Raw genomic sequence first — 18,793 nt, forward strand, 5'->3', positions numbered from 1 at the left:
GGCCCTTCGCCGTGCGCGCCCCGACGGGCGACGCCGCCGGTGGCCTCAGCCGCCCGAGTCGTCCAGCTCGGCGCCCTCGGGGACAGAGTCGTCGTCCCGGCTGGCCAGCCAGCCCTCGGGCAGGAAGACCTTGCCGGGGGAGTTCGTCCGGCCGCGCGGCTGGCCGAGGGCGGCCACCGGGAAGGGCTCGGTCGCGTCGAGCTTGCCGAGCAGGTCGTCCAGCTGGGCCAGGGTCTCGATCATGGCGAGTTCCCGGCGCAGTTCACTGCCGACCGGGAAGCCCTTCAGGTACCAGGCGACGTGCTTGCGGAAGTCGGTGCAGCCGTCCCGCTCACCCCGGGTCGGCGTGCGCGAACCGGCGGTGAACTGGTCCACCAGCAGTTCGGCGTGCCGCCGCATGGTCACCGCGACCTCGCCGAGGGTCGGCAACCGACGCTCCGGACGACCGTCGAACGCGGCCTCCAGGTCGGCGAAGAGCCACGGCCGCCCCAGGCAGCCCCGGCCCACCACCACCCCGTCCACGCCGGTGTGGGCCACCATCCGTAACGCGTCGTCGGCCTCCCAGATGTCGCCGTTGCCGAGCACCGGCACGTCGAGCTCCTGCTTGAGGGTGGCGATGGCGTCCCAGTCGGCGGTGCCGGAGTAGCGCTGCGCGGCCGTCCGCCCGTGCAGGGCGACCGCCGCGACCCCGGCGTCCTGGGCGGCCAGCCCCGCCTCGACGTACGTCAGGTGGTCGTCGTCGATGCCCTTGCGCATCTTGACCGTGACCGGCACCCCGGCGGGTGACGCGGCGTCCACCGCGGCCCGGACCAGCCGGGCGAAGAGCCGGCGTCGCCAGGGCAGGGCCGACCCGCCGCCCCGACGGGTCACCTTCGGCACCGGGCAGCCGAAGTTCAGGTCGATGTGGTCGGCCAGGTCCCGTTCCACCACGATCCGCACCGCCGCTGCGGTGACCTCCGGGTCGGTGCCGTAGAGCTGGAGGCTGCGTGGCCGCTCGTCGACACCGAAGGCGATCATGCGCAGGGTCTTCGGGTTCCGCTGGACCAGCGCGATCGTGGTGATCATCTCGCAGACGTAGATGCCACCGCCCTGCTCCCGGCAGAGCTGCCGGAAACCGACGTTGGTGATGCCGGCCATCGGCGCGAGCACCACCGGCGGCCACACCTGGTGGGGGCCGACGGTGAGCGGGCGCAGGACCGGAGCGGGACTGGTCACGTACCCCAGAATCCCATGCCGGCGACGGACCGCCCACCGGCGGTCACCCGGTCGCCGCCGCGACGGTGGGCGAAGCCACACCGCGACGGCGACCGTCGGTCAGTAGCCCCGGCCCGGACGGGTCAGGATCAGGGCCGAGACGTCCACGATCACCGCGGTGGCGGCGCGGACGTGCACGGCGAACGCGAACGGGTCGCCGTCGTGCGCGCCCAGCGGCACCTCCACCAGGTTGGACAGGACCTGGTTCGGCCCCCACCAGTTCAGCGAGGAGGTCTCCGGCCTGGTCGTACCCGCCTGGAAGGCGGTGAGCACTCCCCCGGCGACCGTGTCCGCCACGGTGACGTTGAGGTAGGCACCGACCGCCGCCCCGTCCGGCACCGACGGGATCCGGCCGAGGGTCAGGTGCAGGGTCCGGCCCGCCTGCAACCTGCCCGACACCACCCCGTCGGCACCGGCGAGGACGTTGGCGGAGTAGCTGGCCAGTGCCCGGGTGTCCACCAGCCGTACCGGGGGGACGGCGACCGTCCGGTTGGCCCAGCGCGACGTGTGGACGTAGGCCCGCCGGCCGCCCCGGCCACCGACGACCAGATCGGCGACCGGGGTCACGGCGAGTGAACCGGTCGGCAGTTCCGCCGGGATGGCGCTCTCCGGCGTCGGGAACAGCCGCAGCATCGGGCCGGTGCCGCGCAGCGCCAGCGTCGGGTCCACCGCCGAGCCGCCGACCAGCACCGTCTCTGCCGTACCCGCGTCGTTGGTCTGCCCGCCGACGACCGGAGCGCCGGGCGCGGCGGCGACCGGCGTGCCGACCAGCGCCGCCGCGCCGACGCCGACACCGGCGGCCACGCCGGCCCGGACGACCGCGCGGCGGGTGGTGGCCGACGACCCGTCGGGCTCCCGGGTTCCGTGGTCACGCATCGGCCCGCACCTCCCGGCCACCGCGCTCGGCGGCCTGTCTGATCGCCCGGGCCCGCGCCCGGGGGCCGGCGGAGCCGGCGGTGGTGCGGAACGGCCCCGGAGGGGTGCCGACGGCGGACTCCGGGTGGTGGACCAGCAGGCCGGTCACGTCGAGGACCACCGCGGCCGCGCTCTTCTGGAGGTAGATGCCGACCACGTCCGGGTAGTGGTCGCCGTCGACCGTCTCGTAGTCGCCGAGCTGGGTGATCACCCCGTTGGACAGCAGCTGGCCGGCGGTCCACCAGTTGACGGTGGACGCGGTGGGCAGGCTGCCGGTGCCCCACACCGTGGCGAAGCCGCCCCGGGTGGTGTCCGCCACGGTGATGTTGCCCAGCATCCCGTCGCCGTACTCGACGAGGTCGCGCAGGTGCACGACGAGCAGCGTCTCGGCCAGCACCCGGCCCCGGGCGTCGATCCGGGCGGCGCCCTCCAGCAGCCGGGAACGGCCGGCGGCGCTGCGGGTGTCGAGGATCCGGGTCGGCGGCACCGGCACCAGCATCGTCGCGTTCGCCGTGCTGTACGCGGTGTGCCCGCCGGAGCTGCCGTCGCCGACGTACAGCCCGCCCGGGTCGACGCCGACGACGCCCACGTCCAGCTCGCCGGACCGGCGGCCGGCCGCCTGGGTCAGCTCCAGCGTCGCCCCGGTCGGGTTCCGCAGCGCCAGGGTGGCGGCACCGTCCGGGGTGGCACTGGTCACCGTGGTGACGCCGGGGCTGTTCGGCACGCCGATGACGACCGGCTCACCGGGGGCGACCGCCACCCGGGCCGGCTCCACCGGGGACGCGGCAGCGGCGGCACCGCCGCCGACCGCGACGACCTGGCTCGGGTGGCCGACCAGCAGGCTGGTCAGGTCGACGATCACGTGGGTCGGCGCGGAGACCTGCACCGTCAGCACGCTGCGGTACCCGCCGAGGGTGCCCAGCTCGGCGAAGAGGAAGTTCGACAGGATCTGACCGGCGGCCGACCAGTTCACCGTCGAGGCGGTCGGCCGGGTGCCGCTGCCCCATGCTGTCAGGAAGCCCGGGCCGGTCATCCCGACCACCGTCACGTTGCCCTTGACGGCCCGGCCGTCCCGGACGAGGTGGTCCAGGCTGAGCACGATCGGGTTGCCGGGGGTGAGCCGGCCGGTCGGGTCGAGCGTCGAGGCCCCCGACACGATGGTGCGGCGCAGATCCGGATCCCGGCTGTCCAGCACCCGGGTCGGCCGCACCGGGACCGAGGTGGTCGCCCACTCGCTCGTCCACAGCCAACTGTCGACCTCGTTGCCGGGTGGGCCGGCCCGCACGAACAGGTCACCCACCGGGTCCACCGCCACGGTGCCGGTCGCCGAGTCCAGCACCTGCGGGTAGACCTGCTCGCCGGGCACCAGCCGCAGGGGCGCACCGGCCGTGTTGCGCAGGGTCAGCCCGGCGTAGCCGACATCGAGCGTGGTGGTCGCCGGGCCGGCGTCGTTGGTCGTACCCATGGTGAGGTGGTCGCCCGGGTCGGCCCGGGCGGTGCCGGGCAGGCCGACGGTGGCGGCGACGCCGGTGCCCGCGGTGGCGGCGGCGACCGTCGCGGCCCGGCGCAGCAACCGTCGGCGGTCCGGGGAGTGGTCGTGGTCAGGTTGCGCCGCGCGCGTCATGCACACCCCCGGTAGAGATCCAGCACCGGGAATGCTGGCACGGCCCACCCACCGGCTCAAGGACCGGACGGCCGGAGATCGACGGAACGCACACCGGCCCCGCCCCGGCGGCGGGGCGGGGCCGGGACGACGGCGACCGGGTCAGCAGCCGGGCAGCCGCTCGATCAGGTAGCGCTCGACCTGGTCAAGGGCCACCCGCTCCTGGGCCATGGTGTCCCGGTTCCGCACGGTCACCGCGTCGTCGTCGAGGGTGTCGAAGTCGACGGTGACGCAGAACGGGGTGCCGATCTCGTCCTGCCGGCGGTAGCGGCGGCCGATCGCCTGCGAGTCGTCGAACTCCACCACCCAGCGCTTGCGGAGCTGGGCGGCCAGCCCCTTGGCCTTGGGCGAGAGCGCCTCGTTGCGGGACAGCGGCAGCACCGCCACCTTGACCGGGGCCAACCGGGGGTCGAACCGCATCACGGTGCGCTTGTCGACGCCGCCCTTGGTGTTCGGGGCCTCGTCCTCGTCGTACGCCTCGAGCAGGAACGCCAGCACCGCGCGGGTCAGGCCGGCGGCCGGCTCGATGACGTACGGCACCCAACGCTCGTTCCTGGTCTGATCGAAGTACGACAGGTCGACGCCGGAGTGCTTGCTGTGCGTGGACAGGTCGAAGTCGGTGCGGTTGGCCACGCCCTCCAGCTCGGCGAACTCGGTGCCGCCGAAGCGGAACCGGTACTCGATGTCGACGGTGCGCTTCGAGTAGTGCGAGAGCTTCTCCTTGGGGTGCTCGTAGAAGCGCAGGTTCTCCTCGGACAGGCCGAGGTCGAGGTACCAGTTCCAGCGCTCCTGCAACCAGTACTCGTGCCACTGCTCGTCGGAACCGGGCTCGACGAAGAACTCCATCTCCATCTGCTCGAACTCGCGGGTGCGGAAGATGAAGTTGCCCGGAGTGATCTCGTTGCGGAACGACTTGCCGGTCTGCGCGATGCCGAACGGCGGCTTCTTGCGGGCGGCGGTCGCCACGTTGTTGTAGTTGACGAAGATGCCCTGGGCGGTCTCCGGGCGCAGGTAGTGCAGGCCCTCGTCGCTCTCCACCGGGCCGAGGTAGGTCTTCATCAGGCCGTTGAACATCTTCGGCTCGGTGAAGGTGCCCTTGTTGCCGCAGTTGGGGCAGTTCAGCTCCTGCAACGAGGTCAGCGGCTTGCCGTGCTTCTCGGCGTACGCCTCCTCCAGGTGGTCGGCGCGGAACCGCTTGTGGCAGGACTGGCACTCGGTCAGCGGGTCGACGAACTCGGCGAGGTGGCCGCTGGCCTCCCAGACCCGGCGGGCCAGGATGACCGCCGAGTCGAGGCCGACCACGTCGTCGCGCTGCTGGACCATGGCCTTCCACCACTGCCGACGGACGTTCTCCTTCAGCTCCACGCCGAGCGGGCCGTAGTCCCACGCCGACCGGGTGCCCCCGTAGATCTCGCTGGAGGGGAAGACGAAGCCTCGGCGCTTGGCGAGGCTGACGACGGCGTCGATACGGTCGGCTGGCATGTTTCCTCCTACGCCGGCTGGCGGTCGGCGTGGCTTCGAGGTGGGTGGGACCGGACGGTCCGGGACAACGGTACGACCAGCAGCGCCCCGGGCCCAGCAGAATACCGCTGCCGGCTCAGCTGACCCCGCAGACCTCCATGCCGCCGGTCTGCTGGTCGGCGGCGAGGGTGACCTGCTGGGTGCCCCGCCCGCCGCCGCTGAAGGTGACGTCGACGGGCACGGTCAGGGTCTGCGGGTCGACGTCGCCGACCCGGTAGCTGGCGACGGCCGGCTCCTCGGCGACCCGGCGGGTGAACTCGCCCCGGGACTCCCGCCGTCGGGCGTCGTCGCAGAGCTTCTCGTACGCCTTGCCGTACTGCTTGTCGACCAGTGCCCGGTAGTAGTCGTCGGTGACCGCCTGGCCCTGTTCCTCGATCGCCTGCACGTTGCTGACCACCAGCCCGACGGCCGCCGCGCCACCGCCTCCGCAGCAGATCACCAGGGCCAGCGCCCCGACGCCGAGCCCCAGCCAGAGCCGCTTGCGGCTGCCCTCGGTGGGCGGGGCGGCGAACGGCGGGGACACCCCCGGCCCGGGGGGCGGGGCGGGCACCCCCGGGTCACCGGTCGGGGTGGGCGGCCCCGAGGCCCCCGGCGGGGTGGGCACGCCCGGGGCGGCCGGCGGCGGGCTGCCGTCCGGGCCGGGTGTCGCGGGGTACGGCGGTGGGGCTGCCGGGCCGGGAGCGGTCATAGGAGCAGGGTAGTGCCCGCGGGCTCGACGCTGCGGACGCGCCGCCTCATCGGGCTCAGCGGTGCGGACGCGCCGCCCCATCGGGCTCAGCGGTGCGGACGCGCCGCCCGGTCGCTGTCCACGACCACCACCTCGCCGTCGGGGGCGGCGCCGGCCAGCGTCTCGTACGCCGAGGGCTCGTCGAGCGACTCGGCGAGCAGCGGCACGGCGGTGATCTTGACGTCGAAGCCGCCCAGTGCCCGGCGGTAGGTCCCGACCGACTCCCACTCGGTGAGCAGGCACCAGTGCCGGGGGTCGTCGAGGGCACGCAGCAGTTCGCCGCGCCGGTAGCCGGGGCGGGCGGCGAGCGCGGCCAGCGCGGCGTGCGCCCGGACGGTGAAGTCGTCCGCCGCCTCGACGGCGACCACGAACCGGTTGGTGACCAGCACCGGGTTCCTCCTCGTAGAGTCTGTGGGATGCAGCCTACGCAGCGCCCCCTGTTGGCCCGGTTGGCCCGGGTGAACCCCACGTCGGTGTTCCTCGCCACCCTGGCGCTGGTGCTGGTGGCGCTCTTCGCGCCCGGCCCGGTCGGCGGGGTGCTGCTGTTGGCGCTGGCCGCCGGGCTGGTCTACCTGCTCACCGTCACCTGGCCGGTGCAGGCGCCGCAGACCCGGCTGCTCCGGTTGGTGATGGTGACGCTGCTGGTCACGGTGGCCCTGGTCAAGCTCTTCTGACATGCACTCATGCGTTTTTGACAATCATTCTCGTTTTCACGGACAGTTGCCGACATGACCGCCCGCACCCGCACCCGCGCCCTGACCGCCGCCGCCACCGCCCTGCTCGTCCTGGCCGGCGGGACCGCCTGCTCGACCTCGCAGGCCGGAGCCGACCCGGACCGGGTGGACGTGGTCGCCGCCTTCTACCCCCTCCAGTACGTCGCCGAGCGGGTCGGCGGCGGCGCGGTCACCGTCACCAACCTGGCCAAGCCGGGCGCCGAACCGCACGACCTGGAACTCAACCCCCGGCAGGTCGGCCAGGTCAGCGAGGCCGAGCTGGTCTTCTACCTCAAGGGCTTCCAGCCAGCGGTGGACGAGGCCGTCGCGCAGAACGCCGCCGACCGGGCCCTCGACGTGACCACCGTCGTGCCGTTGCGCGACGCGACAGCCGGCGGGCACGACCACGAGCACGAGGGTGAGGAAGGGGCCGACCACGCCGGGGAGGAGGACGGCGGCAAGGACCCGCACCTCTGGCTGGACCCGACCCGGCTGGCCACCGTCGCCGACAAGCTCGCCGAACGGCTCGGTGCCGTCGACCCGGACCGGGCCGCCGACTACACCACCCGGGCCCGGACGCTCCGCGGCGAGCTGGACAAGCTCGACGCCGAGTACAGCGCCGGCCTGAAGACCTGCCAGCGCCGGGAGATCGTGGTCAGCCACGCCGCCTTCGGCTACCTCGCCGAGCGTTACCGGCTGGAGCAGATCGGCCTCACCGGGCTCACCCCGGACACCGAGCCCGCCCCGCAGCGACTGGCCGAGGTCGCCCGGGAGGCCCGCGAGCACAACGCCACCACGATCTTCTTCGAGACGCTGGTCAGCCCGAAGGTCGCCGAGACCATCGCCGCCGAGGTCGGCGCGAAGACCGCGGTGCTCGACCCGATCGAAGGGCTCTCCGTTGACGGGGGTGGGGACTACCTTTCGGTGATGCGCACGAATCTGACCACGCTCCGTACCGCCCTGGGGTGCTCGTGACCACACCCGTCATCCAGGTCGGGCACGCCTCGGTCGGCTACGACGGCCGACCGGTGCTGCGGGACGTCTCGTTGACCGTCACCGCCGGTGAGGTGGTGGCGGTGCTGGGGGCCAACGGCTCCGGCAAGTCCACCCTGATCCGCGCCGTGCTCGGGCTGGTCCCGCTGGGTGCCGGCACCGTCGAGCTGTTCGGCGTCCCGCAGCGCCGGTTCCGGCAGTGGCACCGGATCGGGTACGTCCCGCAGCGGCTCGGCGCCGGCAGCGGCGTGCCGGCCACCGTCCGGGAGGTGGTCGCGTCCGGGCGGCTGGCCCGCCGGGGGGTGCTGCGCCCGCCCGGCCGGGCCGACCGGGCCGCGGTGGACGCGGCGCTGCGCGCGGTCGGGCTCGCCGACCGGGCCCGCGACCCGGTGGCCACCCTCTCCGGTGGTCAGCAGCAGCGCACCCTGATCGCCCGCGCCCTGGCCGGCGGGCCGGAGCTGCTGGTGCTCGACGAACCGACCGCCGGGGTCGACGCGGCCAGCCAGGAGGCGTTCGCCGGGGCGCTGGACGACTTCGTCGGCACCGGCGGCACCGTGCTGCTGGTCGCCCACGAACTGGGGCCGCTGCGACCGTTGATCAGCCGGGCCGTGGTGGTGCACCAGGGCGGCGTCTGCCACGACGGCGCGGTGCCGGAACCGGCCGGGCACCACGCCGAGCCCGACCACGACCACGTGCACCCGCACGGTCCCGAGGAGCCCGCCGGGCTGTGGAGCAGCTGAACGATGGACCTCTTCCAGTACGACTTCATGCAGCGGGCGCTACTGGGTGCCCTGGTGATCGGGCTGACCGCCCCGGCCCTCGGCATCTACCTGGTGCAGCGGCGGCTGGCGCTGATCGGTGACGGCATCGGGCACGTCGCGCTCACCGGCGTCGGCGCCGGCCTGCTGCTCAACCGCTCACCGGTGCTGGTGGCGGTGGTCGCCGCGATCCTCGGCGCGGTCACCATCGAGCTGGTCCGGGCCCGTGGGCGTACCTCCGGCGACCTGGCGCTGGCGCTGCTGTTCTACGGCGGCATCGCCGGTGGGGTGATGCTGGTCGGGCTCTCCGACGCCAGCAGCGCCAACCTCAACGCCTACCTGTTCGGGTCGCTGACCACCACCTCCGCCGCCGACCTGACCACCATCGCGGTGCTCGGCGTGACCATCGCGGTGCTCATGCTGGCGCTGCGCCCGGCGCTCTTCGCGGTCTGCCACGACGAGGAGTACGCCCGGGTGGCCGGGCTGCCCGTCCGGGCGCTGAACATGGTGCTGGCGGTCGCCACCGCGGTCACCGTCACCATCGCCATGCGCGCCGTCGGCGTGCTGCTGATCAGTGCCCTGATGGTGGTCCCGGTGGCCACCGCGCAGCAGGTCACCCGGGGCTTCCGCAGCACCATGACGGCGGCCATGGCGCTCGGCCTGTTCGCCGCCGGGGCGGGGGTCTGGGTGGCGGCCACCGCCGACACCGCCCCCGGCGCCTCGGTGGTGCTGCTGGCGATCGCGTCCTTCCTGGTGGTGGCGTTGGCCGCCGCCGCCTGGCGGGTGCTGCGCCGCCGGTCCGCCCCGGCGGTGGCCACCACCCCGGAACCGCACGAGGTGGTGCTCCGGTGACGCCGACCGGTGCGCCGTCACCGGTATTGGTTACCGTTACGGGGTGACCGGCACCCACGGCTACGACGCCTTCGAGGGCGCGGGCGAGCTGCTCCGGGCGCTGTCCGCCCCGATCCGACTGGCGATCGTCAGCGAGCTGGCCCAGGGTGAGCGGTGCGTGCACGAGCTGGTCGAGCAGCTCGGCGCCCCGCAGCCCCTGGTCTCCCAGCACCTGCGGGTGCTGCGCGGTGCCGGAGTGGTGCGAGGCTCCCGACGCGGCCGGGAGATCGCCTACGCCCTGGTCGACGAGCACGTCGCGCACATCGTGGCGGACGCGGTCAGTCACGCCGGGGAGGGGGCGTCACCTTCCGGCGAGCCGGCGGCCGGCCGCGCGGGGGGTGCCGGGCGGCCCGCGTCGTGGCACGCTGTCGGCCGTGAAGATCTACGCTGACCGTTTTCCGGTCGCCCTCCGTCAGTTCCTCACCGATCTGCTCGTCGTCGTCTGGGTCTACGCGGCGGTCCGCTTCGCGCTGTGGCTGTACGACCTGGTGGAGAAGCTCGCCGTACCGGGGCGGAAGTTGGAGGGGGCCGGCGGTGGGCTCGCCGACAACCTGGCCGACGCCGGCGGCAAGGTGGGCCGGGTGCCGCTGGTCGGCGACGAGCTGACCGGACCGTTCACCAAGGCCGCCGACGCTGCCCGGGCGATGGCCGAGGCGGGGCGCGACCAGCAGGACCTGGTCGGCCAGCTCGCCCTGGCGCTGAGTGTCGCGGTGCTGGTCTTCCCGCTCGGGCTGGTGCTGTTCGGCTGGCTGCCGCTGCGGCTGCGCTGGATGCGCCGGGCCGCCTCGGCGAAGGCCCTCGCCGCCGGCCCGGCCGGCCGGGACCTGCTGGCGCTGCGCGCGCTGACCAGCCAGCCGCTGCGCCGGCTGACCCGGATCGATCCGGACGTGGCGCAGGCGTGGCGACGCGGTGACGACGCCACCGTCGACGCGCTCGCCGCCCTGGAGCTGCGTCGACTCGGTCTGCGCGCCGGCCGTTAGGCACCGTCACCTGTTGTGTCCCCCCGGCCCGCAGGCTTAGATGATGGTAAATGTCTTAGGTCTGCAGGCCGTCGGCGTGCGTCGGCACGGACGGCCCGGAGAGGGAGCGTCCCCATGCCCGTGTCCCGCAGTCGGTCGATCCTCGCGGCGGGAGCCGCCGGGGTGGTGGCGGTGCTGGCCGCCACCCTCATCGGCCTGCCCCCGGCCAGCGCCGCCACCGGTGACGGCTCCCCCACCGACGCGAACATCGCCTTCGTCGGTCGCTGGGACCGCAGCAACAGCACCGCGTACGTGCCGAACTGGGCCGGTGCCTACCTGCGGACCGGGTTCACCGGCACCACGGTCAAACTGCGGCAACGCCGCACCATCGACCTCTACTACAGCATCGACGGGGCCGATTTCCGGTACCTGACGAACGTCAGCGGCACGGTGAACCTGACCCCCACCCCGCTGCGCGCCGGCAACCACACGCTGGTGGTGTCGTACCGGGTGGTCGCCGGCTCCTACACCGGGGACGCGGTGTTCCAGGGGCTCACCCTCGACTCGGGCGCGCGTACCCTGCCGGCGGTGGTACGACCCCGGCTGATCGAGTTCGTCGGCGACTCCATCACCCTCGGCACCACCTCGTCACGGACGGCGCTGACCGCGTACGGCTGGCTGACGGGCGAGCAGCTCGGCACCGAACACACCCAGCTCGGCTACGGCGGCGGCTGCCTGGTGGCGACCGCCGACGGTTGCGTCAGCGTGGCCAGCCAGTTCCTCCGGACCGGGTACGCGGCCAACAGCCCGGCCTGGGACTTCACCCGCTACCAGGCGGACGCCGTGGTGATCAACCTGGGCACCAACGACCGCAGCCACGGGGTGAGCGGCGCGGACTTCCAGAACCAGTACGCCACCTTCATCCGTACCGTGCGGAGCAGGTACCCGCGTGCGGCGATCTTCGCGCTGCGCACCTTCAGCGGCCGGTACGCCGCCGAGACCGCCGCCGCCGTCACGGCGGTCACCGGGGCCGGCGACCGCAACGTGTTCTACGTGGACACCACCGGCTGGCTGCCCGCCGACGGGCTGAGCGACTCGGTGCACCCCAACGACGCCGGTCACCGGGCGATCACGGCCCGACTCGCCCCGGTCGTCGCCGCGAAGCTGTCCACCACCCCGACGCCGACCCCCACCACCGTGCCGCCCACGACCACCGCGCCGCCGACCACGCCCCCGGTGACCACCCCGCCCCCGGTGACCACGGCGCCGCCCACCACGGCGCCGCCCACCACCACGCCCCCGGTGACCACCCCGCCGGCCGGCGGCACCGGCTGCGCCGTCGGGTACGCCGTCACCGGGCAGTGGCAGGGCGGCTTCCAGGGCGAGGTGACGATCCGCAACACCGGCACGGCCCCGGTCGACGGCTGGACGCTCCAGTGGACGTTCAGCGACGGCCAGCGGGTCAGCCAGGCGTGGAACGCCAGCTACACGCAGAGCGGCGGCACCGTCCGCGCCACCAACGCCGGCTGGAACGGCACGATCGCGGCCGGCGCGTCGGTCAGCTTCGGCTTCCTCGCCGACGTCGCCGGCACGAACAACCGCCCCACCGGGTACGCCCTCAACGGCACCGCCTGCGCGCTGTCCTGACCGTCGCCCGTGGTCCGTCGCCCGGGGCGACGGACCACGGCACCGACGACCACGGTGTCCGGTCCGGTCACCCGGACCGGACCGCGTCACCGCAGGTAGGCCGAGAGACCGAGCTGCTGGTTGCGCAGCGCGGTGGCCACCACGCCGGCGATCTGCCGGGCCCCGGCCGTCTCGAAGTGGGTGTGGTCGGCACAGAAGAACGCGCCGACCGCGCCCGAGTTGTAGTCGCCGTTGTTGGGGCAGAGCCGCAGCGTGTTGTAGAGCGTGTAGCTCAGCTTGTGCAGGTCGATGACAGGGACGTTGTTGGCCCGGCCCGCGTCGAACGTCTCGGTGAGGAAGCCCCGGTTGCCCACGGCGGTGCTGCCGGAGCAGGTGATCGCGGCGGCCGGGGTGAGGAAGACCGGGTACGCGCCGCGCTGCTGGGCCGCCCGGGCCATCACCCCGAGCAGTTCCTTGTACCGGGCGGAGCCGACGTGCCGGTTGCAGGTGGCGCTGCCGTCGTTGATGCCGAACTGGATGAACAGGTAGTCGCCGGCCTTCATCCCGCCGCTGGCGTTCAGCATGGCCTGCCAGCGGGTCGAGTAGGTCTGCGGGTTGATCACGCATTCGCCGGCCGAGTTCATCGTGGTGGTGACGTTCGGGTCGTACAGCCAGGTCTGGATGCTGCGTCCGCCGACCGCGCTGTTCACCACCGTCGCGTTGCCGTTGAGGTACTGCCCGAACTGGTTGCCCCAGCCGACCGGGCAGGCGCCGCTGGACGACGGGTTGGCCACCGTGGAGTCGCCCGCCAGCCACACGGTGATCTTGGCCTGCGTCGAGGGGGTCGGGGTGGGCGTCGGCGTCCGGGTGGGGGTGGGGGTTGGCGTCGGGGTGGGGGTGGCCGGGGTGGACGGCGGGGGGCAGGGTGTGGCGGTCGGCGTCGCACCGGTGCAGGAGACCCCGTTGAGCGCGAACGCGGCGGGGACCGGGTTCGCGGTGGTCCACCCCCCGTTGAAGCCGAAGCTGACACCGGCCCCGGTCGCGATGGTGGCGTTGTAACCCACGTCCTTCGCGCTGACCGCCGTCCCGTTCTGGGTGACGGTCGCGTTCCACGCCTGGGTGACCCGCTGTCCGCTGGCGAAGGCCCAGGTGAGCGTCCAGCCGGAGACCGGATCGCCGAGGTTGGTGATGGTGACGTCCGCGCCGAAGCCGCCCTGCCATTCGCTGCTGACCCGGTAGTCGACCCGGCAGCCGGCCGCCGCCGCACCGGCACCGGCCGCGACCGCCACCCCGCCCGCCAGGACCGCCAACGTGATCGCGCCCAGTCCGGCGACCCGTCGTCGCGCTGCTCTCATGGTCCACTCCTCGTCGCTGGTGCCGGCCCGCCCCCACCTGGACGACCGCCGCGCCCCGCACCGGGGCGCAGAGCCGGTCGCGCATCCGGGACAGGAAGGGACAGTAATCGATACTACTCGATGTCGATCCGTGCCCCGCGTCCCCTGATCAGCCACGACGGGTGGACCCGACCCGCCGGAAAGCGTCCCGCCGGGCCCGTGGGCGGTCACGGTCGGCCGCCGGGCACCGGCACCGGTTCGTCTAGGGTGGTGCGGTGCTCTACTTCCTGATCGTCATCGCCGTGCTGCTGCTGGCGTACGCCGCCGTGCTGGTCAGCTTCGTCCGGCGCGGACGCAAGATCCCGCCACAGGCGTACCTGGTGCTGGCCCTGCTCAACGGGCTCATCCTGGCGGCCGTGCTGGCCTGGGCCGTCGCCCGCTGACGCACCGGCCGGCCCGCACCGGCCGCCCGTCCGGCGTCGGCCGCCACCCGCCGCACGCCGGCCACCATCGACCACACACCGGCCACCACCCGCCACGCGCCGGGGCTCACCCGTCACGCGCCGGGAGCCCACCCGCCACGCGCCGGGGGCTCACCCGGCCATCGTCGGCCCGGGTGAGCCCCCGGCCCACACCATCCCCCACCACCCCACCGGCGGGTCAGTCGCCGGTCAGCACCACCGGGTCGTCATCGTCGTCGTCGAGGTCGTCCTCGCCCCAGTTGCGCCGGACGAACGGCAGGATCACCCAGAACGTCAGGAACCACAGGCCGGTGATCACGGTGAGCACCACGGCGATGCCGGTGTCGAGCACGAAGTCGGCGATCAGCAGGACCGCGCTCACCATGGCGACCAGCATGAAGGCCAGGCCACCGGTCGCCATCCGGTGGGCGAAGCGGACCAGCTCCGGCTTGCGGCCCTGGCGGAACAGCGCCCGGTGGAAGGCGACCGGCGAGATGATCATCGCGGTGGCCGCGGCGGCGGACAGCAACGCGAGAATGTAGACGTCCCGCTGGAACTCGCTCGTCCGGGTGAAGCCGTTGCTGAACGGCAGGGTCAGCAGGAAGGCGAAGAGGATCTGCACGCCGGTCTGGGCGACCCGCAGCTCCTGGAGCAGATCGGCGAAGTTGCGCTGCCAGCGCTGCTTCTCGGATTCCTTCGACACGCGCTACCTCCGGGGTGAGACGTACGGCCGGCGGGGGCGTCCCCGTCGGCAGCAACGCCTGTGCCCCATCGATACCTGACCGAAACCGATTCACGATCCCCGCTCCGCAAGATCGCGCTCGATCCATGTCGTAGTGGCCTCCCTCCGCGCGGATACCACTACTACCGGGATCGAGCACCACTACTACCGGGATCGAGCACCACCGGGGTGGGGCACCACCGGGATCGGGCGTGACCCGGCTGTCCGGCAGAGGTCAGCCGGCCCCGCGGACCCGGGCCAGGATCGCCTCGGCCAGCGGTCCCGGGGCCTGGTCGGGAATCCAGTGACTGACCCCGGGGAGCACCACGAAACGGTAGTCCCCCGACACGTGCCGGGCACACGCCTGGGCGGCGGTACGCCCGACCGCCACGTCCCGGTCGCTCCACACGTAGCTGGTCGGCACCGGCACCGGGCCGACCACCTTCAGGTCCCGCCCCGCCATCGCCCGGTACCAGTTCAGCGCCCCGGTCAGCGCGCCCGGCAGCAGCATGTGCCCGGCGTACCGGGCCACCCGGGCGGGGTCGCCGACGCCCGCCAGCAACCGGCGCAGGACCGCCCCCCGCCAGGCCAGCAGCACCTTCTCCGCCAGACCCGCCCGACGGAACAACGCCATGTACGCCGAACGTGCCCGCTGCCCCCGGTCGGCGGTCAGCGCATACCCGAAGGCGGCCGGATGGGGCACGGAGACCGCGGTGAGGGTACGCACCCGTTCCGGGTGCCGGGCGGCCAGCGCCCAGGCGACGATCGCGCCCCAGTCGTGCCCCACCACGTGCGCGGCGTCGACGCCCAGCGCGTCCAGCAGCGCCACCGCGTCGGCGACCAGCTCCGGCAGCCGGTACCCGGCCACCCCGGCGGGCCGGGCGTCGGGCGAGTAGCCCCGCTGGTCGGGGGCGTAGCTGCGCAGCCCGGCGGCGTGCAGGGCGGGCACCACCGCGTCCCACTCCCCACCGTGCTGGGGGAAGCCGTGCAGCAGCAGAACGACCTCGCCCCCCTCGGGGCCACCCGCCCGAACGTCGAACGTCAGTCCCCGCGCCGGCACCCGCATGACCGGCAGCCTACCCAGCCCCGACGGTGCCGCGCCCCGGCCGGACGCCCGCCGGTGGCCGGCGACCCGGACGCCCGGCGGACCGGTGACGAATGCCGGGAACCGTGGCCTGCTGGGTCGTTGCCGCAGGTCGGTGCTAGCGTCTGCCGAGACAACTTCACATCCGACAGGGGAGCGCACAGCGCTGAGAGTGCGGGCACCGCCCGCAGACCCTCGAACCTGATCTGGGTAATGCCAGCGCAGGGAGTTCGGTCGACCTCCAGCCGCGCCGCCGTCCGGCAGCACACCGGACGCGGCGTGCGTCTTCTCCTGGTTCGCTCGCTGGACTGGGAGTACCGACATGAAGCACACCGACAGCAACCGGTGGCGCACCATCGACATCGTGGTCGCCGCCGTGATCGCCGTGGCCTTCGGCGTCATCTTCTGGGCCTGGGGCCTGGTCTGGAAGGCCGCCGACCCGGCGTTCGCCGCCGCACCGGCCAGCCAGGCCGTGATGTACGGCGTCTGGCTGGTCCCGGCGGTCCTCGGCGGCCTGGTGATCCGCAAGCCCGGGGCGGCCCTGTTCTGCGAGGCCGTCGCCGCCACCGTCTCCGCGCTGCTCGGCGCGGAGTGGGGCGGGGTCACCATCGTCCAGGGGCTGGTCCAGGGGCTCGGCGCGGAGCTGGCCTTCGCCGCGTTCCGGTACCGGTCGTACCGGCTGCCGGTGGCGGTGCTGGCCGGCGCGATGACCGGGCTGAGCGCCGCCCTGTTCGACTTCTTCGTCTGGAACGCGAAGTACGCCCTGACCAGCTACCGCCTGCCGTACGCGGCACTGACCGTGGTCAGCGCCGCCGTGGTCGCCGGGGTCGGCGGCTGGTACCTGACCCGCGCGCTGGCCGAGACCGGGGTGCTGGACCGGTTCCCCGCCGGGCGTGACCGCAGCCTGGTCTGACCCTCCCCTGGCGACCATGGAGGTGCCGGCGACGTGGCGAGTGTGAGGCTGACCGGCTTCGGCTGGCGGCACGCCGGGCGACGGGCCTGGGCGGTACGCGGGGTGGACCTGCGCGTCGACCACGGGGAGCGGGTGCTGCTGCTGGGGCCGTCCGGGGCCGGCAAGAGCACCCTGCTGGCCGCGCTGGCCGGGCTGCTGCCGGCGGACTCCGGCGAGCAGGAGGGTGTCGTCGAGGTCGACGGCCTCGATCCGGCCAAGGCCCGCGAGCGGGTCGGCACCGTGTTCCAGGATCCGCAGTCCCAGCTGGTGATGGCCCGCAGCGGCGACGACGTGGCGTTCGGCCTGGAGAACCGGGGGGTGCCCGGCGACGAGATCTGGCCCCGGGTCGACGAGGCACTGCGCCGGGTCGGCTTCCCCTACCACCGGGACCGGCCCACGGCGGCGCTGTCCGGCGGCGAACAGCAGCGGCTCGCCCTGGCCGGCGTGCTGGCGCTGCGCCCCGGGCTGCTGCTGCTCGACGAGCCCACCGCCAACCTCGACCCGGCCGGCGCGGAGCTGGTCCGCCGGGCGGTGGCCGGCGCGCTGGACGCCGACACCACGCTGGTCCTGGTCGAGCACCGGGTCGCCGACGCGCTCGCCCTGGTCGACCGGGTGGTGGTGCTGGCACCCGGCGGCGGGGTCCGGGCCGACGGGCCACCGGAGGCGGTCTTCGCCGCCCACGGTGCCGCGCTCGCCGCCGAAGGTGTCTGGGTACCCGGCCACCCCACCGTGCCCCGGCGGGCCGCCGGGCCGCCGGGCGCGGAGCTGCTCACCGTCGACCGGCTCGGCCTGCCGCCCCGGCTGGCCCCCACCGACCTGGTGGTACGCGCCGGTGAGGCGCTCGCCGTCCGCGGCCCCAACGGGGCCGGCAAGTCCACCCTCGCCCTGCTCCTCGGTGGCCTGCTCCGCCCCGGCACCGGCCGGTCCACCGCCACGGCCGCGCTGGCCGGCGGGGACACCCGCACGCCACCGCACCGCTGGCGGGCCGCGTCCCTGGCCGGTCGGATCGGTTCGGTGTTCCAGGATCCGGAGCACCAGTTCGTCACCCGGACCGTCCGCGACGAGCTGGCCCTCGGCCCGCGCCGGACCGGTCGCCCGGAGACCACCGTCCGGGCCACCGTCGACGGGTTGCTGGACCGGCTGCGGCTGAACCACCTCGCCGGGGCCAACCCGTACACCCTCTCCGGCGGGGAGGCCCGCCGGCTCAGCGTGGCGACCGCCCTGGCCACCGCGCCCCGGCTGCTGATCTGCGACGAACCCACCTTCGGCCAGGACCGTCGGACCTGGGGCGAGCTGGTCGACCTCTTCGCCGACCTGCGCGACGGCGGGCACGGCGTCGTCTGCGTCACCCACGACGTGGACTTCGTGGCCGTGCTCGCCGACCGGACGGTCACCTTGCGCCCCGCCCGGGAGGGTTCGTGATCGGCCTCGGACCCGTCGCGACGCCCGGTGCGCCGCTGGCCCGGCGCAACCCGGTGGCGAAGCTGGCCGCCGGTCTCGTCTTCTCGTTCGTCCTGGTGGCCAGCCTCGACCCGGTGGCACCGGCGGTCGCGATCGCCGTCGAGTTGGCGCTGCTGCCGCTGTTCGGCATCCGTTACCGGGTGCTGGCCCGCCGCGCCCTGCCGCTGCTGGCCGGGGCGGTCGGCGTCCTGGTCACGCTGGTCCTGTTCGCCGCCGACCGGTCCGGCCCGGTGCTGTGGGCGGCCGGGCCGCTGCTGGTCACCTCGGGGGTGCTGGTCACCGCGCTCGGCCTGGTGCTGCGGATGTTCGCGGTCGCCCTGCCCGGCGTGATCGTCTTCGCCACCACCGATCCGACCGACCTGGCCGACGCGCTGGTCCAGAACGCGCGGGCGCCGGCCCGGTTCGCGATCGGCGCGCTGGCCGCGTTCCGGCTGGTGCCGCTGCTCGGGCAGGAGTGGCAGATGTTGACCATGGCGCGTCGCGCCCGGGGGGTGGACGCCGGCCGCAACCCGCTGGCCCGGCTGCGGCTCTTCGTCTCCACCGCGTTCGCCCTGCTGGTGGGGGCGATCCGGCGCGGTACCCGGCTGGCGGTGGCGATGGACGCCCGGGGATTCGACGCCGGCGTCCCCCGTACGGTGGCCCGCCGGCAGGTGTTCCGTCCGGCCGACTGGCTGCTGATCGTGGGGGCCGCCGTGCTGGCCGGCGGGGCGCTCGCGGTCAGCGTGACGCTCGGCACCTTCCGCCCCCTGATCGGCTGACC

General features: G+C 74.0%; 19 protein-coding genes, 1 pseudogene and 1 riboswitch. Of the genes and pseudogenes, 11 read left to right on the forward strand and 9 right to left on the reverse strand.

The genetic code is table 11. The features are described 5' to 3' along the window. Nucleotides 1-45: 45 nt before the first annotated feature. The 6 genes from dusB to O7612_RS23295 form a co-directional block, all read right to left on the reverse strand. A complete protein-coding gene (dusB, locus tag O7612_RS23270; protein WP_282267339.1) occupies nucleotides 46-1,215 on the reverse strand; it encodes a tRNA dihydrouridine synthase DusB in 1,170 nt (389 codons plus the stop codon). 99 nt (nucleotides 1,216-1,314) lie between these two features. After that, nucleotides 1,315-2,130: a hypothetical protein gene (locus O7612_RS23275; RefSeq protein ID WP_282267340.1), complete on the reverse strand. Its 816-nt coding sequence runs from the start codon at nucleotides 2,128-2,130 to the stop codon at nucleotides 1,315-1,317. Then, on the reverse strand, nucleotides 2,123-3,793 hold the full coding sequence (locus O7612_RS23280) for a hypothetical protein (RefSeq protein ID WP_282267341.1): 1,671 nt from the start codon (nucleotides 3,791-3,793) through the stop codon (nucleotides 2,123-2,125). Before O7612_RS23280 ends, O7612_RS23275 begins: the two co-directional genes overlap by 8 nt. A gap of 141 nt (nucleotides 3,794-3,934) precedes the next feature. Then, entirely contained in the window at nucleotides 3,935-5,314 is a 1,380-nt protein-coding gene (locus O7612_RS23285; RefSeq protein ID WP_067307889.1) for a glycine--tRNA ligase, read from the reverse strand. A 115-nt stretch (nucleotides 5,315-5,429) separates the two neighbouring features. Then, nucleotides 5,430-5,903, reverse strand: coding sequence for a hypothetical protein (locus O7612_RS23290; protein ID WP_282274011.1), 474 nt, complete (start codon nucleotides 5,901-5,903; stop codon nucleotides 5,430-5,432). 224 nt (nucleotides 5,904-6,127) lie between these two features. Next, complete coding sequence (locus O7612_RS23295) at nucleotides 6,128-6,469, reverse strand: antibiotic biosynthesis monooxygenase (RefSeq protein ID WP_282267342.1); 342 nt, start codon at nucleotides 6,467-6,469, stop codon at nucleotides 6,128-6,130. 27 nt (nucleotides 6,470-6,496) lie between these two features. Here O7612_RS23295 and O7612_RS23300 point away from each other — a divergent pair, with 27 nt between their 5' ends. From O7612_RS23300 to O7612_RS23330, 7 genes and pseudogenes are all read left to right on the forward strand, one after another. Then, nucleotides 6,497-6,754 (forward strand): DUF6703 family protein, encoded by a 258-nt coding sequence (locus tag O7612_RS23300; protein WP_282267343.1) that lies wholly within the window; start codon nucleotides 6,497-6,499, stop codon nucleotides 6,752-6,754. A 54-nt stretch (nucleotides 6,755-6,808) separates the two neighbouring features. Next, a complete protein-coding gene (locus O7612_RS23305) occupies nucleotides 6,809-7,768 on the forward strand; it encodes a metal ABC transporter substrate-binding protein (protein ID WP_282267344.1) in 960 nt (319 codons plus the stop codon). Beyond that, nucleotides 7,765-8,526, forward strand: a complete 762-nt coding sequence (locus O7612_RS23310) for a metal ABC transporter ATP-binding protein (protein WP_282267345.1) — start codon at nucleotides 7,765-7,767, stop codon at nucleotides 8,524-8,526. Before O7612_RS23305 ends, O7612_RS23310 begins: the two co-directional genes overlap by 4 nt. 3 nt (nucleotides 8,527-8,529) lie before the next feature. Continuing rightward, entirely contained in the window at nucleotides 8,530-9,396 is an 867-nt protein-coding gene (locus tag O7612_RS23315; protein WP_282267346.1) for a metal ABC transporter permease, read from the forward strand. Nucleotides 9,397-9,439: 43 nt separating this feature from the next. Continuing rightward, a pseudogene (locus tag O7612_RS23320) lies at nucleotides 9,440-9,730 on the forward strand (metalloregulator ArsR/SmtB family transcription factor); the annotation flags it as partial. Between the two features lie 79 nt (nucleotides 9,731-9,809). Beyond that, the gene (locus O7612_RS23325) at nucleotides 9,810-10,415 is read left to right on the forward strand and encodes a hypothetical protein (protein WP_282267347.1); all 606 of its coding nucleotides are present in this window, start codon (nucleotides 9,810-9,812) and stop codon (nucleotides 10,413-10,415) included. Nucleotides 10,416-10,529: 114 nt separating this feature from the next. Continuing rightward, nucleotides 10,530-12,041 carry a cellulose binding domain-containing protein gene (locus O7612_RS23330; RefSeq protein ID WP_282267348.1) on the forward strand — a complete coding sequence of 504 codons (1,512 nt, stop codon included), beginning with the start codon at nucleotides 10,530-10,532 and terminating at the stop codon, nucleotides 12,039-12,041. 86 nt (nucleotides 12,042-12,127) lie between these two features. Here the strand turns inward: O7612_RS23330 and O7612_RS23335 are convergent, their stop codons facing one another. Next, the gene (locus O7612_RS23335; RefSeq protein ID WP_282267349.1) at nucleotides 12,128-13,375 is read right to left on the reverse strand and encodes a cellulose binding domain-containing protein; all 1,248 of its coding nucleotides are present in this window, start codon (nucleotides 13,373-13,375) and stop codon (nucleotides 12,128-12,130) included. 254 nt (nucleotides 13,376-13,629) lie between these two features. On the opposite strand from O7612_RS23335, the gene O7612_RS23340 reads away from it, so the two are divergent. After that, nucleotides 13,630-13,797, forward strand: a complete 168-nt coding sequence (locus tag O7612_RS23340) for a hypothetical protein (protein WP_172898462.1) — start codon at nucleotides 13,630-13,632, stop codon at nucleotides 13,795-13,797. Nucleotides 13,798-14,014: 217 nt separating this feature from the next. Here the strand turns inward: O7612_RS23340 and O7612_RS23345 are convergent, their stop codons facing one another. After that, nucleotides 14,015-14,518: a DUF6328 family protein gene (locus O7612_RS23345; protein ID WP_282267350.1), complete on the reverse strand. Its 504-nt coding sequence runs from the start codon at nucleotides 14,516-14,518 to the stop codon at nucleotides 14,015-14,017. 253 nt (nucleotides 14,519-14,771) lie between these two features. After that, nucleotides 14,772-15,602: an alpha/beta hydrolase gene (locus O7612_RS23350; RefSeq protein ID WP_282267351.1), complete on the reverse strand. Its 831-nt coding sequence runs from the start codon at nucleotides 15,600-15,602 to the stop codon at nucleotides 14,772-14,774. Between the two features lie 158 nt (nucleotides 15,603-15,760). Then, nucleotides 15,761-15,866: riboswitch (TPP riboswitch) on the forward strand. A gap of 76 nt (nucleotides 15,867-15,942) precedes the next feature. On the opposite strand from O7612_RS23350, the gene O7612_RS23355 reads away from it, so the two are divergent. From O7612_RS23355 to O7612_RS23365, 3 genes are read left to right on the forward strand one after another with little or no spacing between them, the layout of a single operon-like run. Then, nucleotides 15,943-16,533: an ECF transporter S component gene (locus O7612_RS23355; RefSeq protein WP_282267352.1), complete on the forward strand. Its 591-nt coding sequence runs from the start codon at nucleotides 15,943-15,945 to the stop codon at nucleotides 16,531-16,533. Nucleotides 16,534-16,566: 33 nt separating this feature from the next. Beyond that, nucleotides 16,567-17,994 (forward strand): ABC transporter ATP-binding protein, encoded by a 1,428-nt coding sequence (locus O7612_RS23360; protein ID WP_282267353.1) that lies wholly within the window; start codon nucleotides 16,567-16,569, stop codon nucleotides 17,992-17,994. After that, nucleotides 17,991-18,791: an energy-coupling factor transporter transmembrane component T gene (locus O7612_RS23365; RefSeq protein WP_282267354.1), complete on the forward strand. Its 801-nt coding sequence runs from the start codon at nucleotides 17,991-17,993 to the stop codon at nucleotides 18,789-18,791. The genes O7612_RS23360 and O7612_RS23365 overlap by 4 nt, the downstream gene beginning before the upstream one ends. Nucleotides 18,792-18,793 lie beyond the last annotated feature (2 nt).

The sequence above is a fragment of the Micromonospora sp. WMMD987 genome, from assembly GCF_029581435.1.
In the GTDB taxonomy this organism is placed as follows: Bacteria; Actinomycetota; Actinomycetes; order Mycobacteriales; family Micromonosporaceae; genus Micromonospora; species Micromonospora rifamycinica.

Excerpts from the sequence above, each read along its gene's own strand:
- O7612_RS23300 (WP_282267343.1), top strand. The coding sequence starts at position 6,497 with ATGCAGCCTACGCAGCGCCCCCTGTTGGCCCGGTTGGCCCGGGTGAAC.
- O7612_RS23350 (WP_282267351.1), bottom strand. The coding sequence starts at position 15,602 with ATGCGGGTGCCGGCGCGGGGACTGACGTTCGACGTTCGGGCGGGTGGC.
- O7612_RS23280 (WP_282267341.1), bottom strand. The coding sequence starts at position 3,793 with ATGACGCGCGCGGCGCAACCTGACCACGACCACTCCCCGGACCGCCGA.
- O7612_RS23335 (WP_282267349.1), bottom strand. The coding sequence starts at position 13,375 with ATGAGAGCAGCGCGACGACGGGTCGCCGGACTGGGCGCGATCACGTTG.
- O7612_RS23305 (WP_282267344.1), top strand. The coding sequence starts at position 6,809 with ATGACCGCCCGCACCCGCACCCGCGCCCTGACCGCCGCCGCCACCGCC.
- O7612_RS23355 (WP_282267352.1), top strand. The coding sequence starts at position 15,943 with ATGAAGCACACCGACAGCAACCGGTGGCGCACCATCGACATCGTGGTC.
- O7612_RS23275 (WP_282267340.1), bottom strand. The coding sequence starts at position 2,130 with ATGCGTGACCACGGAACCCGGGAGCCCGACGGGTCGTCGGCCACCACC.
- O7612_RS23315 (WP_282267346.1), top strand. The coding sequence starts at position 8,530 with ATGGACCTCTTCCAGTACGACTTCATGCAGCGGGCGCTACTGGGTGCC.
- O7612_RS23330 (WP_282267348.1), top strand. The coding sequence starts at position 10,530 with ATGCCCGTGTCCCGCAGTCGGTCGATCCTCGCGGCGGGAGCCGCCGGG.
- O7612_RS23285 (WP_067307889.1), bottom strand. The coding sequence starts at position 5,314 with ATGCCAGCCGACCGTATCGACGCCGTCGTCAGCCTCGCCAAGCGCCGA.